This window comes from Synechococcus sp. A10-1-5-1 (assembly GCF_023115425.1).
Lineage (GTDB): Bacteria > Cyanobacteriota > Cyanobacteriia > PCC-6307 > Cyanobiaceae > Vulcanococcus.
Window position 1 is genome coordinate 1,261,606 of sequence record NZ_CP096032.1, and the last position, 13,859, is coordinate 1,275,464.

A 13,859-nucleotide genomic window follows, 5' to 3' on the forward strand; every position below is an offset into this window, starting at 1 on the left:
CACCCCATGAGCAACATCAGCGCCGACGACGTCCGCAAGGTGGCCAAGCTGGCTCGCCTGGAACTGCCCGAAGAGAAAATCGCGACCTACACCGGTCAACTCGAGCGGATCCTCGACTACGTCGACCAGCTGCAAGCAGTCGATACCGATGGCGTTCCCGCCACCACCCGCGCCGTTGAAGTGGTCAATGTGACCCGCGAAGACACCGTGGTGCCGACCGAGGTGCGCGAGCAGTTGCTGGATGAGGCGCCCCTACGGGAAGGCGACTTCTTCCGCGTTCCCAAAATCCTGGCGGACTGACCAAGCTCAAGCTGACGGCAGCGCTCGATCTGGAGAACCAGTTCCTCAGCGGCGGGGCGAAACCGCCGTACGGTGCAGGAGAGCGACCACATGGCGGCGGGCCCTGAACGAGGGCAGCAGGCCAGCGATCGGACGGAGTTTGCTGCGGCGGCGGCGGTGGCTGCGCACCCCCAGGACGATGTCGTAAATGAAATTGGTTAAATCACCCTTGGTCTCGAACAATCCGAGGCGCTGAGGAGAACCCTTGGCATCAAGGATTGGCTTGGTTGCGTGATACGCGGGGCGGTATTCAAACCAGGGAATCGACGGCCAAAGGTGATGAACCAGGTGATAGTTCTGGCCCATGATCAGCCAGTTCATCAGACGCCCGGGATAGACCCTCGCGTTGTGCCAACGATTCCTTGAAGAGAAGGGGCGGTGCGGCAGGTAATCGAAGAACAACCCAAGGGTCACCCCAACCATCAGGGCTGGAGCAAACCAGACATTAAAGATGAAATCAATGAAGCCGTATTTGATCCCAGCCAGCACAATCGCGAAGAAGATGCCCCTCCCTAGTCCCCATTCAAGAAGTTCATGTCCGCGCCAAAGCTTGCGCTGGAAGAAGAAGTACTCGTGATAGAAAAATCGAGGTGCAATCAGCCAGAGCGGACCGAAGGTGCTGACAATGTGATCGGGATCGTTCTTCGGATCGTTCACATGGGCGTGATGCTGCAGGTGCACGCGGGTGAAGACCGGGAAGCTGAAGCCCAACAGCAACGCCGCTCCATGCCCCATAAAGGCATTCCAGAAACGGCTGGGATGCGCCGCGTTGTGGCAGGCGTCATGGATGACCGTGCCCTCCAGATGCAAAGCCAGAAAACCCGTGGCCAGCAGGACCGGCAGCGGCCAGCCCCAGAGGAACCAGCCCGCAATGCTTAGAGCCGCGAGGACATAGCCGCCGAGGAACAATCCCACCGTCGGGTTCCAGGGAGCCGGGGGATCGAGGTATTGCCTCGGCACAGCACTCACCGACGCACGCACCTCTTGGCGTCCAAGCTCTCTCGACTCAGCTGGGGCCAAGGTTTGCGTCATTCCAACTGAATAAGGAGCAGCTTAGAAAAGCTGACGTCTCGAACGGATGCCCACCGGGGGACTTGAACCCCCACGACCGAAGCCACTGGTACCTAAAACCAGCGCGTCTACCAATTCCGCCAGGTGGGCAGGGCACGACTGTAGAGAGCGGCCCAATATGGGGTCAACGCCTCAATTCCAATGCTGGCCACCCTTGGCGGATCCCTTGCCCTGCTGGTGGGCCTGACGGTGATGCTGCTGCCGCTGCTCGCAACAGAGCTGAGCCGCCCTCGCGATGCCGCATGGGGAGCTGTGGTGCTCCTGCTGGGCCTGACCCTGGTCACTAGTGCAGACCGGCTCACTGGCTCTCCGATGCTGGCCGTGCTCTGCGGAGGCCTACTGATCGCTCGCCTGGGCAGCGAGGTGCTTCAAAGCCGCTGGCGCATGCTCAGCCCCGAGGAGCAACAGCGCATCGCGTCCCTGGAGCGCTGGCAAACCAGCCTGAGCGAGCTGTTCAGCAGCAGCTCCCAGGCCGCTTCGGTGTTGAGCTCAACCGGCGGCTCCCTGCTGAGCACGTTGAAAGGTGGCCCCAAACCGGGCAAGACCAGCAAACGCTGGGTTCGCGCTGAAGCCCAGAGCGAAGCCAAAGGACCCAGCGAAACCACTGTTGAGGCAAACGACGAAAGCGAAAGCGAACCTGCAGTGAAAGCAGCTGTTGCACCCACCTTGGTGAGCTCCTTCGAGGAGGTGGACGCGCTGATCGAGGCATCCAGCCCCCAAGCGGGATAATCGACCCTTGCTGCCCCAAGCGCTGTGACCGCCAGCACTGCTTCCGAGTCCTCCGCCAACGCCGGGCAGATCTCCTACAAGGACACCCTGAACCTGCTGAAAACGCCCTTCAACATGCGGGCGAATTCACAGGTGCGCGAGCCTGAGATCCAGGCCTTTTGGGCTGAGCGGAGGCTCTACGAACGTCTCAGCGAAGAGAACACGGGACCCTGTTTCACGCTCCACGACGGGCCGCCCTACGCCAACGGCGCCCTGCACGTTGGGCACGCGCTGAACAAGATCCTTAAGGACATCATTAATAAGACCGCCCTGCTGCAGGGCAAACGGGCTCGCTTTATCCCCGGATGGGACTGCCACGGTCTGCCGATTGAGCTCAAGGTGCTGCAGGGGCTCAAGAGCAGCGAGCGGGCTGAGCTCACCCCCGTCAGCCTGCGCAAGAAAGCCCACACCTACGCGCTCGAGCAGGTGGAAGGCCAAAAGGCCGGCTTCCGCCGCTGGGGCATCTGGGCGGACTGGGAACAGCCCTACCTGACCCTGCAGAAGGACTACGAGGCCGCCCAGATCGGAGTGTTCGGCGCCATGGTGCTAGCCGGCCACATCTACCGGGGCCTCAAGCCAGTCCATTGGAGCCCCAGCTCCCGCACGGCCCTCGCGGAAGCTGAACTCGAATATCCCGACGGCCACAGCTCACCCAGCGTGTTTGCGGCCTTCCCCGCGGTCGAGCTCCCCAGCGGCCTGGCGATCACCCTCGAGCAAGCGGGTCTGGGCCCCGATCAAGCGACGGCCCAAGGCGGTCTGGCAGTGGCCATCTGGACCACGACCCCCTGGACGCTGCCCGCCAACCTGGCGGTATCCGTTAATGAACGGCTCGACTACGCCATCTGCGCCCTCGAGGCCCAGGGTGACAACCCCGCCCCTGCCGCCAGCCACCTGGTGGTCGCCGCAGAACTGCGCGAAAGCCTCGAAACCAGCCTGGGCCTGACCCTCAACCCCCTGGTCAGTGTCAAAGGGAGTGCCCTTGAAGGCCTGCAATACCGCCATCCACTGCTGGAGCGCACCAGTCCGGTCGTGATCGGCGGGGACTACATCACCACCGAAGCAGGCACCGGCCTGGTCCACACCGCACCGGGCCATGGCGTCGATGACTTCAACACCGGGCGCAAGTACAAACTCCCCGTGCTCTGCCCGGTCGATGAAGCCGGAAACCTGACGGCCGAGGCCGGGCCTTTCGCCGGCACGAACGTGCTGAAGGATGCCAACCCCACGATCATCAGCGCCCTTGAAGAGACCGGCCTGCTGCTGAAGCAGGAGCGCTACGAGCACCGCTACCCCTACGACTGGCGCACCAAAAAACCGACCATCTTCCGGGCCACGGAGCAGTGGTTCGCCTCCGTGGAGGGTTTCCGTCAGGCCGCCCTCGATGCCATCGCCCAGGTGGAGTGGCTACCCGCCAGCGGCCGCAACCGCATCGAAGCGATGGTCAGCGAGCGGGGGGACTGGTGCATCAGCCGTCAGCGCACCTGGGGTGTGCCGATTCCCGTCTTCTATCACCGTGAAACCGGCGAGGTGCTGCTCAATGAAGCCACCCTCAGCCACATCCAAGGCCTGATCGCTGAGCAAGGCGCCGATGTCTGGTGGGAGCGCGACGAAGCGGGACTGCTGCCTGAGGCCTATGCCGCCGAAGCCAGCCAATGGCGCAAGGGCACCGACACGATGGATGTCTGGTTTGACTCCGGCTCCTCCTGGGCCGGCGTGCTCGGTGGAATCGAGGGCACCAGCAGCCGGGCGCCCCAATTGCACTACCCCGCCGATCTGTACCTCGAGGGCAGCGATCAACACCGGGGCTGGTTCCAAAGCAGCCTGCTCACCTCCGTAGCGGTCAACGGACACGCCCCTTACAAGCGGGTGCTCACCCACGGCTTCACCCTCGATGAGAAGGGCCGGAAGATGAGCAAATCGCTGGGGAACGTCGTCGATCCAGCGGTGCTGGTCTCGGGCGGCAAGAACCAGAAGCAGGAACCGCCCTACGGCGCCGATGTGCTGCGCCTCTGGGTGAGCTCGGTCGACTACTCCGCCGATGTCCCCTTGGGGCCTGGGATCGTCAAACAGCTGGCGGACGTCTACCGCAAGGTGCGCAACACCGCGCGCTACCTGCTGGGCAACCTCCACGACTTTGATCCCAGCCAAGACGCCGTTCCCTACGAAGAACTGCCGCTTCTGGATCAGTGGATGCTGCAGCGCACCGCCTCCTTGATTGACAGCGTCAGCGGTGATTTCGAGCGATTTGAGTTCTATCGCTTCTTCCAGGCCCTGCAGAACTTCTGCGTGGTGGACCTCTCCAACGTCTACCTCGACATCGCCAAGGACCGCCTCTATGTCAGCGGTGCCGACGACTTCCGCCGCCGCAGCTGCCAAACGGTGTTGGCGCTCGTTGTGGAACGGCTCGCCGGCCTGATCGCGCCAGTCCTATGCCACATGGCCGAGGACATCTGGCAGAACTTGCCCTACTCCGTCGCGGAGACCTCGGTGTTCGAGCGGGGCTGGCCCACGGCTCCAGAGCCGTGGCGTCAGAGCGTCCTTGAGCAACCGATGAACCAGATCCTGGAACTGCGGGCCCTGGTCAATCGGCAACTGGAAAGCTGCCGCAGCGCAGCCAAGCTCGGGGCCTCCCTGGAAGCGCAGGTTCAACTCAACTTGGGCGAGGGAAGCGCAGCAACCCAAGCCGCCCTCCACTGGTTGAGCGAAAGCGCCCATCCGGAGGTCGACAACCTGGCGGATTGGCTCCTGGTCTCGGCCCTTCAGATCGGCGGCTCAAGCCCCGACGCCGTGCTGGCCGAAGCGAGTGAAAACGGAATCACCGTTCAGATCAGCAAAGCGGACGGTCACAAGTGTGAGCGCTGCTGGCACTACGAAAGCGACATTGGCGAGCACGCCGCACATCCAACCCTCTGCGGCCGCTGCGTCGGGGTTCTGACTTAAAGCCAGGCGGCTAGCTCGAGGAAGGCCTGAGCCCCTGAAGCACTGGAGAGGCACTGCTCAGCCTGGGGGTTGAGCGGGCCCTGCAAGAGCTCGGCCTGCTCGATCCTGGCCGCTTCAGGCAGCAGTGGCTGATCGGGATCAAAACCCGTGGGGTGGGAGACGCTGCTGGAGAAGCCCCGAAAGATCAGCAACTCAAAGGGCTCCAAACCATCAGCAACCGGTAAGGAACCCCGCAGACGCAGGACCCGATCAGGACGACTTCGGCTGATCTCCTCCAACTGCAGCAGCAGCTCAGCAACGTTCAACGCCATGGCCGTGCCCTAGAAACCACCGGCCACCCTGCCCTGCTTGGGCAAGCGGACAATCAGCCACTGCAGCAGGCCGACGCAGTAGGCGACCAGGGACACGTACCCAACAAAGGCAGCAATTGCAGCGGTCCAACTCCCGCCAAAGACGAAATCAAAGAAGCCGGCCACACCGCCATGCAAGTCATCGGGGGCCTCAAGCCACACCTGGCAGATCGGCCTGGTCAATCCACCGCCGACACAGTTCAAGGCCACGGCACTCAAGGCAGCGCCCAGAAGGCCGAACACACTCAGCCCCCAGCGCCAGGCGCGCACCACGAACGGTAAGGGGCGCCAGGGCGGCAAGTCCGCCAACTCCTCATTGAGATCCACCCAGAACCAGACGCTGATGACCACCAGCAGCTGAGACAAAACCGCCAGCAAGTAGCCCAGGGGTCGGTTGTCGGTCAGCAGCAGCACGGTGATCAGCAGCAGGCTGGCCACCTTCCAATAGATGCCCATCAAGCGGGTTAACGCTTGCTCGCGCTTCAAGGCCGACCAGATCAGCAGCACCAGGGGCAACCCCAGGGCGAAGACCGCAGCCAGGCGGTAATCCAGCCAGACGAGGGTGCGATAGAGCAGCAGATCTGGCACGCAGCAACACGCAGTCAACGGCCATTATCTGCAGCCCTGCCGCGAAAGGAAGCGGCTGTAAGGTCCGCCGATGGCCTGGACCGCTCGCCTCTCCCCATTTTTGCCCTGGCGAACAGCGCCGCAGCAGGCGCAGTGCACGACGGCGCTGAGCCGTGAGCCAGCCCTGGAAACCGCCATCGCCGATCTGGCTCAACAGCTCAAACAAGCCGGTCAGCGCAGCCAGGCTGACCTTGGGCTGGTGTTTTGCTCCAGCGCCTACGCCACCGACCTCCAGCGGTTCATGCCGCTGCTGCAGCAAGCGATTGGCGCGAAGCACTGGCTGGGCTGCTGTGGCGGCGGGGTCGTCGGCACCAACACCGAGGGCTCGGCCCAAGAGCTCGAAAACGAGCCCGCCATCAGCGTCACGTTGCTCTCTCTGCCCGAGACAGAGATCGAGCTCTTCATGCTCAAAAGCGATGCCTTGCCCGATCTCGATGGGTCACGGCAGAGCTGGATCGACTGGGCGGGAGTCGTCCCAGACGGCGGGCATTCCATGCTCCTGTTCATTGATCCGACCTGCACGGCGATCAACGACGTCATCAGCGGCTTGGACTTCGCCTATCCCGAAGCCCAGAAGATCGGGGGCATCGCCGCGCAACACAACGCCCAACATGGCTCCCTGTTGCTCGGGGACAGGGTGGTGGACGGCGCCATCGGCTGCCTGATCAAAGGGGCCTGGCGCATTGATCCGGTGGTCGCCCAGGGCTGCAAGCCGATCGGTCCGGTCTTTGAGATTGAGCAGGCTGAGCGCAATGTGCTGCTGCGCCTGAGTCATGACGGAGACGCAGACACCCCCGTGGCCTGCCTGCAGACAATCCTTCAGGGCCTCTCTCCAGAGGAGAAGGAGCTGGTACGCCACTCACTGTTTCTTGGAGTCGCGAAAACCAACTTCCAGCTACCCAGCGATGGATCCCCTGCTCCTGGACCCGCGGTTCTGGTGCGCAACCTGCTTGGCGTCGACCCCCGCACCGGATCAGTCGCGGTGGCCGAGCGGCTGCGGGTCGGGCAACAGGTGCAGTTTCAACTGCGTGACGCCGAGACCTCACGGCAAGAACAACAGCAACTGCTTGGGCGGCAGCAAACCCGCAACGCCGACCCGCTGGCGGCACTTCTGTTTGCCTGCCTTGGCCGTGGCGAAGGCCTGTACGGCAGCCCCAATGGGGATGTGGAAGGGTGCCGGCAACAGTTCCCGGCCGTGCCCATCAGCGGTGCCTTCTGCAATGGCGAAATCGGCCCCGTCGCTGGTGCGACCCACTTGCATGGCTACACCGCCAGCTGGGGCTTTCTGGTGCCGAACACCCCCTGATTTCCGATGGTGCGCCAACACGTCAACCCGCTGAGCCGCTTCTTCCAGTTGCCGCTGGAGCTGCCCCCACCGCAGGAGCTCTTCGCCGATCCCGGCCTACCGGTGCATCTCGACATCGGCTGCGCCCGGGGGCGCTTTCTCCTAGAGCTCGCCCAGCAGCAGCCCCAGGTCAACCACCTCGGAATTGAGATCCGGCGTCCCATGGTCACCGCCGCGGAAGCCGACCGTCAACAGCTCGGCCTGGGCAACCTGCACTATCTGTTCTGCAACGCCAACATCAGCACCAGCGCCTGGCTGCAGGCCTTGGCACCCGGTCAATTGGATCTGGTCTCCATCCAATTCCCCGATCCCTGGTTCAAAAAGAGGCACCACAAGCGCCGGGTGCTGCAACCGGCACTGCTGCTTGCGATCGCCGCGGCCCTGCAACCGGGCAAGCGCCTCTTTCTGCAGAGCGACATCCTGGACGTCATCGAACCCATGGTCGCCGTCACCGAAGCCAGCGGTTGCTTCAAGCGACCGGCGGACGACGCCAAACCCTGGCGCGAAGGCAACCCCCTACCGGTGCCAACCGAACGGGAGACCTACGTCCTCGGCCAAGACCTGCCGGTGTATCGGGTGCTCTACGAACGCAACGAAACGCCGTTACCCAGCCTGGAAGCACTGGAGCAACGGCTGGAAGCCGCCGATAATCCCGAGACATCAACCCACCCCTCGGCATGAGCGCAGGATCGGCGCCATCCACCCCCTGGCTGTTGCGATGGCAGGGGACGTTGGGCAGTGCCAGCGAGGGGCCCCTCGGATCAAGGCTCAGCCTGGTCGCCGGAATCGTGCTCTGCATGCTGATGGCGGCGATGCCCTTTGTCACGCGGGCGGGCCTGAGCCTGTTGATCCTCTCCTCGGGGTTGCTTTGGCTGATGTGGTCGCTCGTTCTCCCCGCCGGTCGCATTGGCCGCATCAGCGGTTGGCTCCTGCTGATGCTGGGCATCGCCGTTTTGGCGACCGGGTTCTCGCCGGTCACCCCTGCCGCGTTCAAAGGCCTGCTGAAGCTGATCAGCTACCTGGGGGTCTACGCCCTAATGCGGCAACTGCTTGAGCAGGCACCCCGGTGGTGGGATCGGCTGGTGGCGGCCCTGTTGGGAGGTGAACTGCTCAGCAGCGTCCTCGCCATTCGGCAGCTCTACGGCGACACCAGTGAGCTGGCCCGCTGGGCGGATCCCAACTCCGTCGCCGATGGAACGATCCGGGTCTACGGACCACTGGAGAACCCAAATCTGCTGGCGGGATACCTGATCCCGATCCTGCCCATTGCCTTGATTGCTCTGTTGCGCTGGCGTTCTTGGCCGCAACGCCTGTTTGCCGCCAGTGCCCTGATGCTCGGCAGCAGTGCCCTCTTCCTCAGCTACAGCCGGGGTGGCTGGCTTGGGATGTTGGGAGCCCTTGGGGCCACGGTCCTGCTGCTGGTGTTGCGGCAGACGCGCCACTGGCCGCCCCTTTGGCGCCGCCTCTTCCCGCTGCTGCTGATCGCGGCGGCGGTCGGCGTGCTTGTGGTCGCCGTCACCCAAATCGAGCCCCTGCGGATCCGAGTCATGAGCCTGGCGGCCGGCCGCGGGGATAGCTCCAACAACTTCCGCATCAACGTCTGGCTCGCGGCCATCGAGATGATCCAGGAGCGGCCTTGGCTTGGGATCGGGCCCGGCAACAGCGCCTTCAACCTGATCTACCCCCTCTATCAACAGCCCAAGTTCAATGCCCTGAGCGCCTACTCCGTGCCGCTCGAGCTGCTGGTTGAAGGGGGTATCCCCAATCTGCTCGCCGCGTTGGGCTTGCTCTTCGCCAGCATGCGGGCTGGTCTTAGCCAACTCAAAGGTGAGTCGATTTGGGCTCTGCCTGCCCTCGCCGCCATTGCCGCCATTGCTGGGCTCTGCGTTCAAGGCGCGACCGACACGATCTTCTTCCGGCCGGAAGTCCAACTCACAGGCTGGTTCTGCCTGGCCACATTGAGCGCCAGCCAAAACGCCAGCAGCAGTGATGGCTGAAGGTCCCCTGCTGGCTGGCTTTGACGCTGGACAAACCCACACCAGCTGCAAGCTGGCTTGGCTCAAGAGCAATGGAGAGCTGAACCCCATCGGCCAGGGATATGGACCGGGAGTTCGCCATCTGGCCGCCCCAGGCGGCGAAGCCTGTTTCCGGGAGGCCCTGCAGCAGAGCCTTCGCGATGCACTCCAGCAAGCCGGACTGCCTGACGATCAGCCCTTCGCCGCCGGTGTGGGCGCCAGCGGCATTGAGCGGGGCAGCGCAATCCAGAGCCAAGGGGAAGCCTTGGCGGCCGATGCTCTCCACCTGCCCAAGGCCTCTGTTGCGGTCAGCGGCGATGAACACACCGCCCTCATTGGTGCCCTGGACAACGATCCGGGCGTTCTGGTGATCAGTGGCACCGGCTGCATCGCCCTCGGCCAAAACGGCTCAGGACGCTGGCATCGCAGCGGCGGCTGGGGCTGGCTTCTGGATGGAGCGGGCTCAGCAATGGATCTTGGCCGCGACGGATTAGCGATCAGCGTCCAAATGGCCGATGGCCGGCTGAGCGAAACCGCGCTGAAAGACCAGCTCTGGCAAGCCCTGGGAGTCAGCACTGCCCAGGAGCTGAAGGCCGCGGTCATCGCCGAAGGATTTGGTGCCGCAGGCTTTGCCCGGCTCGCTCCGGTCGTGGACGCGAGTGCCAGCAGCGGCGATCCCCATGCCCGCGTGATCATCGAGCGCTCAGCACTTGCCCTCAGCCAGATGGTCAGCACCATCGCCTCCACGCTGGAACTGCAAGCTCCACGGGTGTGTTGCAGCGGCGGTGCGCTTACGCACCTGAAGACGCTGCGTGAGGCCTTTGCCGCGGACCTCGCGCAACGCTGCCCAGGCGCAACCTTGGTGGGACCCAAGGGCGATGCCTGTGATGGAGCCCTACGGCTCGCCGTTCAGGCAGCGTTGAGGTGCTGATCGGCGAGTTCCGCGAGATGGCGACTCCAATGGTCGACATCCGCCTGCTGAGCCGCCTCCACCATCACCCGCAGCAACGGCTCGGTGCCACTGGCCCGCACCAACACGCGCCCGCTGCCGGCCATCGCTGCTTCGGCGGCCTGAACCTCCTTCAGCAGGGGCAGGCAGTTCTCCCATCCGGTGCGCTTGCTGCGATCTGGGACGGTGACATTCACCAATTTCTGTGGATAGGGCTGGAAGCTGCCATCGAGCCAATCACTCAGGGAGCCCCCCTGGGCCTGGATCAAGCTCGCCACCTGCAACGCCGTCAGCAGTCCATCACCGCTCATGCCGTGGCGGGCCGAAAGGATGTGACCGGACTGTTCACCGCCTAAAGACGCCCCGAGCTCCTCCATGGCGGCATGCACATATTGATCGCCGACCGCGGTGCGCTCAAGCACGCCGCCTTGGGCTTGCCAGGCGCGCTCAAACCCCAGATTGCTCATCACCGTCGCGACAATCCGGTTCTCGGGCAGAGCGCCCTCAGCCATCAGGGCCTGGCCCCAGAGGTAGAGGATCTGATCACCATCGACGACCCGGCCGCGGCCATCGACCGCGAGCATCCGATCGGCATCGCCATCGAAGGCAAAGCCCATGGCCGCACCTTGCGCGATCACCTTTGCCTGGAGGGCCGCGAGATGGGTGCTGCCGCAGCCCTGGTTAATCCGCGTCCCATCGGGCTGGCCGTGGAGCACCGTGACATCGGCGCCCAACTCACGAAAGACGCTTTCACCGCAGCTCGTCGCCGAACCCCAGCAGAGATCGAGGACCACCTTGGCGCCATCGAGCCGGGCTGAACCCACGCTCTCGAGCAGGCGCTGGCGGTAGTCGTTCAGCAAATCCGGTCGCTGCTCGAGCCGTCCGTTGGCACGGAAACCGCTCAGGACATTGCCGCTGCCATGCAAGCCCGCTTCGATCTGGACCTGCTGTTGCTTGGCCAACTTGGCACCGCAGGCCCCAAAGACTTTGATGCCGTTGTCATGGGGGGGGTTGTGGCTGGCCGAAACCATCAGACCGCCACTGGCACCGAGCTGACGGATGGCCCCAGGAACAGCAGGGGTTGGACACAGACCGATATCCAGCACATCTCGGCCAGCCGCGGTCAGACCCGCGGCCAGGGCGGCCACCAACATCGGGCCACTGCTGCGGGAGTCCATCCCCAGCACGATGGGACCACCGTCGGGCAAAACCAGGCCGCACCAGTAGCCAACCTGGAGCGCCAGGGCCGGAGTAATCACCTGACCGACGCGGCCGCGGATGCCGTCGGTTCCAAAACTCGCCGTACCAGAAGGGAATGGCGCCCCAAGCGGAGACATGACGAGCCACTGCATCAACGCTGGCGGCAGGCTAGGTCGTGTTTGGCATGCAGGCGGAGCCCATCTCACCAAGAATGCGCGCAGTGATTGCACCGCTTTGGCCCAGCGCCCCCTCTCCGCTGAACAACGCCAAAGCCTTCTTGGCACCGCGCTGATTGGTCTCTGCTGCCTTGGAACAGGCATTGCCCTGGCAGCCGGACGTCAGTGGCTGGTGCAACTGGCTCCTCCCCTAACCCCCAACAACAGCGCGGCCGAGCTGGCACGCAACCGAAGGCAAAGCCTGGATCCAGACCGGAGACGTGATGCGGCACTCCTGCTGAGTGCCCAGCCCAAGAGCACGCCCGAAGAGCGCCGGTATTGGCTCCAGGGCCAGGGCTGGGGCAATCACGGAGGCAATCGGGTACTGGCCGCCATCAGCCTCAAGCGCGCGGCCCAGGCTGCCCAAGCCAGCGGACGCCCCCAGGAAGCCCAGGTGCTCTGGGGGGAATTGCTGCGCCGCTTCCCGCAGGAGCCCGCCAGTGCTGATGCCCTGTATGCCCTGGGCCGGAGGCAACCCAAGCTGCGGCGCACCCTGCTGAAGCGCTTTGCCCCCCACCCAGCAGCCCTGGCGGCAGCGCTGGAAGCAGGCGATGCGCTGCATCTGGCTCGTTGGGGAGCCCGCTGGCCCGGCGCTGAAACGCTCCTGCTCCAAACCTGCGAAGAGCAACAGGCCGCGCTCAGCGCTGAAGACAAACAGCTGCTGGCCGCGGGTCTCGTGCAACTGGGGCGCGGCCAGCAGGCCCTGAACTGCCTGGGGGAGACGGCCCCCACCGCTGAACTGCAGCTTCGACTCGCCCAAATCCTGCTGCGTGGGAGCCGCGCGCAACAAACGCAGGCCGAAGAGTTACTGGTGCGCCTTGCCAACCGCGAGGGCCCGGAGGGATTCGAAGCAGCGCGCCTGTTGGCGCAGTCCCCTGCTCCCAGAGCGGTTGAACAGCTCCAGCAACTGCCGCCGTCGCTCCAGGACAGCGCCCCGGTGCAGGCACGTCTCGCCGAAGCCGGGCAAGTTGACCCAGCCGCGGTGCTGAGCCGCTGGCCCAACGATCCCGCCAGCTGGGAGCTGCAGTGGAGCGAGGCCCGCCAGGCGCTACTGCAGCGTGACTGGAGCCAAGCCAGCCGCTGGCTCAGCCAACTGGACAGCGCAACCCTGCCAGCCCCCCTGGCGGCGCGCCAATTGTTCTGGCAAGGCTGGAGTGCCCAGCAACAGGGGGACCAGGCGAGCGCCGAGCAGTTCTGGCGGCGAACCCAACGCAGCCAGCCGCTGGGCTACTACAGCTGGCGGGCCAAAGAACGTCTGGGTGAGACCAGCAACAGCGAGCACAGCGCAGAGGCGCTTCAGTTCTGGCAACCCCTGGCCAGTGGTGATCCACGCATCGATGCCCTCTGGCAGCGGGGCCAAGCGCTAGAGGCTTGGGAAAGCTGGCGCACCAAGCAAGGGGGAAAGCCCCCCCTCCATCCAGAGGAGTTCCTGATCGAAGGTCGCCTGCGCACGGCGATCGGGGATGACTGGACGGGCCTGGGACAACTCGAGCGCGCCAGCTTCCGCCTCCCCCAGATCGGCTGCAGGGGACAACTGGAGCGTGAGCGCCAGCTCCACCCGAGGCGCTTCTCAGCGGAGCTGAATGCTGCCAGCCAAGCCAACGCTGTCGATCTGGCTCTCTTGCTGGCAGTCGCAAAACAGGAATCGCGCTTCAGCCCAACCGTGCGCTCAGGGGCCGGAGCCAGTGGGCTGCTGCAACTGATGCCGGCCACCGCCAGCGAACTGGCAGGAGAATCCTTGGACCATGAGGCCCTCAGCGACCCCGAACGCAACGGAGCCCTAGGAGCGGCCTACCTCAAGCAACTCCTCAGGGGCGCCGCGGGGAATCTTTTCCAAGCGATCGCCAGCTACAACGCCGGCCCCGGTGCCGTCGGCGGATGGCTCAAACGTGAAGGCTTCGATCTGCAGCGCGAACCTGAGCTCTGGACTGAAGCCATCCCCTATCCCGAAACCCGGCTGTACACCAAAAAAGTGCTGGGGAATTACTGGAGCTACCGGCAGCTTGGCCAGCGGGCAGAAGACCTTTGCCGCTGACCTCA

Annotated in this window: 12 protein-coding genes and 1 tRNA gene; 8 read left to right on the forward strand and 5 right to left on the reverse strand. The window is 64.4% G+C overall.

All coding sequences use genetic code 11. The features are described 5' to 3' along the window. Positions 1-6: 6 nt before the first annotated feature. The gene (gene gatC, locus MY494_RS06935; protein ID WP_247909516.1) at positions 7-300 is read left to right on the forward strand and encodes an Asp-tRNA(Asn)/Glu-tRNA(Gln) amidotransferase subunit GatC; all 294 of its coding nucleotides are present in this window, start codon (positions 7-9) and stop codon (positions 298-300) included. 45 nt (positions 301-345) lie between these two features. Here the strand turns inward: gatC and crtR are convergent, their stop codons facing one another. Together crtR and MY494_RS06945 are read right to left on the reverse strand one after the other, a co-directional pair. Then, the gene (gene crtR / locus MY494_RS06940) at positions 346-1,371 is read right to left on the reverse strand and encodes a beta-carotene hydroxylase (RefSeq protein WP_247909517.1); all 1,026 of its coding nucleotides are present in this window, start codon (positions 1,369-1,371) and stop codon (positions 346-348) included. A gap of 47 nt (positions 1,372-1,418) precedes the next feature. Continuing rightward, positions 1,419-1,500: transfer RNA gene (locus MY494_RS06945), tRNA-Leu, on the reverse strand. A gap of 51 nt (positions 1,501-1,551) precedes the next feature. Here MY494_RS06945 and MY494_RS06950 point away from each other — a divergent pair. Together MY494_RS06950 and ileS are read left to right on the forward strand one after the other, a co-directional pair. Next, entirely contained in the window at positions 1,552-2,139 is a 588-nt protein-coding gene (locus MY494_RS06950; RefSeq protein ID WP_247909518.1) for a Ycf66 family protein, read from the forward strand. 114 nt (positions 2,140-2,253) lie between these two features. After that, positions 2,254-5,118: an isoleucine--tRNA ligase gene (gene ileS, locus MY494_RS06955; RefSeq protein ID WP_247911984.1), complete on the forward strand. Its 2,865-nt coding sequence runs from the start codon at positions 2,254-2,256 to the stop codon at positions 5,116-5,118. Here the strand turns inward: ileS and MY494_RS06960 are convergent. Beyond that, complete coding sequence (locus MY494_RS06960) at positions 5,115-5,429, reverse strand: hypothetical protein (protein WP_247909519.1); 315 nt, start codon at positions 5,427-5,429, stop codon at positions 5,115-5,117. The genes ileS and MY494_RS06960 overlap by 4 nt on opposite strands. A 9-nt stretch (positions 5,430-5,438) precedes the next feature. Then, positions 5,439-6,056, reverse strand: a complete 618-nt coding sequence (locus tag MY494_RS06965; RefSeq protein WP_247909520.1) for a DUF3177 family protein — start codon at positions 6,054-6,056, stop codon at positions 5,439-5,441. 70 nt (positions 6,057-6,126) lie between these two features. Here MY494_RS06965 and MY494_RS06970 point away from each other — a divergent pair, with 70 nt between their 5' ends. The 4 genes from MY494_RS06970 to MY494_RS06985 are packed head-to-tail and all read left to right on the forward strand — an operon-like array spanning position 6,127 to position 10,386. Beyond that, entirely contained in the window at positions 6,127-7,401 is a 1,275-nt protein-coding gene (locus tag MY494_RS06970) for an FIST N-terminal domain-containing protein (RefSeq protein ID WP_247909521.1), read from the forward strand. A 9-nt stretch (positions 7,402-7,410) separates the two neighbouring features. Then, positions 7,411-8,121, forward strand: a complete 711-nt coding sequence (gene trmB / locus MY494_RS06975) for a tRNA (guanosine(46)-N7)-methyltransferase TrmB (protein WP_247911985.1) — start codon at positions 7,411-7,413, stop codon at positions 8,119-8,121. Next, positions 8,118-9,437: an IctB family putative bicarbonate transporter gene (locus tag MY494_RS06980; RefSeq protein ID WP_247909522.1), complete on the forward strand. Its 1,320-nt coding sequence runs from the start codon at positions 8,118-8,120 to the stop codon at positions 9,435-9,437. Before trmB ends, MY494_RS06980 begins: the two co-directional genes overlap by 4 nt. Next, positions 9,430-10,386 carry an N-acetylglucosamine kinase gene (locus MY494_RS06985; protein ID WP_247909523.1) on the forward strand — a complete coding sequence of 319 codons (957 nt, stop codon included), beginning with the start codon at positions 9,430-9,432 and terminating at the stop codon, positions 10,384-10,386. The genes MY494_RS06980 and MY494_RS06985 overlap by 8 nt, the downstream gene beginning before the upstream one ends. On the opposite strand, the gene glmM is transcribed toward MY494_RS06985, so the two are convergent. After that, a complete protein-coding gene (gene glmM, locus MY494_RS06990; protein ID WP_247909524.1) occupies positions 10,365-11,741 on the reverse strand; it encodes a phosphoglucosamine mutase in 1,377 nt (458 codons plus the stop codon). The genes MY494_RS06985 and glmM overlap by 22 nt on opposite strands. A gap of 97 nt (positions 11,742-11,838) precedes the next feature. On the opposite strand from glmM, the gene MY494_RS06995 reads away from it, so the two are divergent. Beyond that, positions 11,839-13,854 (forward strand): lytic transglycosylase domain-containing protein, encoded by a 2,016-nt coding sequence (locus MY494_RS06995; protein WP_247909525.1) that lies wholly within the window; start codon positions 11,839-11,841, stop codon positions 13,852-13,854. The last annotated feature ends 5 nt before the right edge of the window (positions 13,855-13,859 follow it).

Coding starts and splice junctions, on each gene's coding strand:
- MY494_RS06970 (WP_247909521.1), top strand. CDS start 6,127: ATGGCCTGGACCGCTCGCCTCTCCCCATTTTTGCCCTGGCGAACAGCG.
- gatC (WP_247909516.1), top strand. CDS start 7: ATGAGCAACATCAGCGCCGACGACGTCCGCAAGGTGGCCAAGCTGGCT.
- MY494_RS06980 (WP_247909522.1), top strand. CDS start 8,118: ATGAGCGCAGGATCGGCGCCATCCACCCCCTGGCTGTTGCGATGGCAG.
- MY494_RS06960 (WP_247909519.1), bottom strand. CDS start 5,429: ATGGCGTTGAACGTTGCTGAGCTGCTGCTGCAGTTGGAGGAGATCAGC.
- MY494_RS06985 (WP_247909523.1), top strand. CDS start 9,430: ATGGCTGAAGGTCCCCTGCTGGCTGGCTTTGACGCTGGACAAACCCAC.
- MY494_RS06950 (WP_247909518.1), top strand. CDS start 1,552: ATGCTGGCCACCCTTGGCGGATCCCTTGCCCTGCTGGTGGGCCTGACG.
- glmM (WP_247909524.1), bottom strand. CDS start 11,741: ATGTCTCCGCTTGGGGCGCCATTCCCTTCTGGTACGGCGAGTTTTGGA.
- crtR (WP_247909517.1), bottom strand. CDS start 1,371: ATGACGCAAACCTTGGCCCCAGCTGAGTCGAGAGAGCTTGGACGCCAA.
- ileS (WP_247911984.1), top strand. CDS start 2,254: ATGCGGGCGAATTCACAGGTGCGCGAGCCTGAGATCCAGGCCTTTTGG.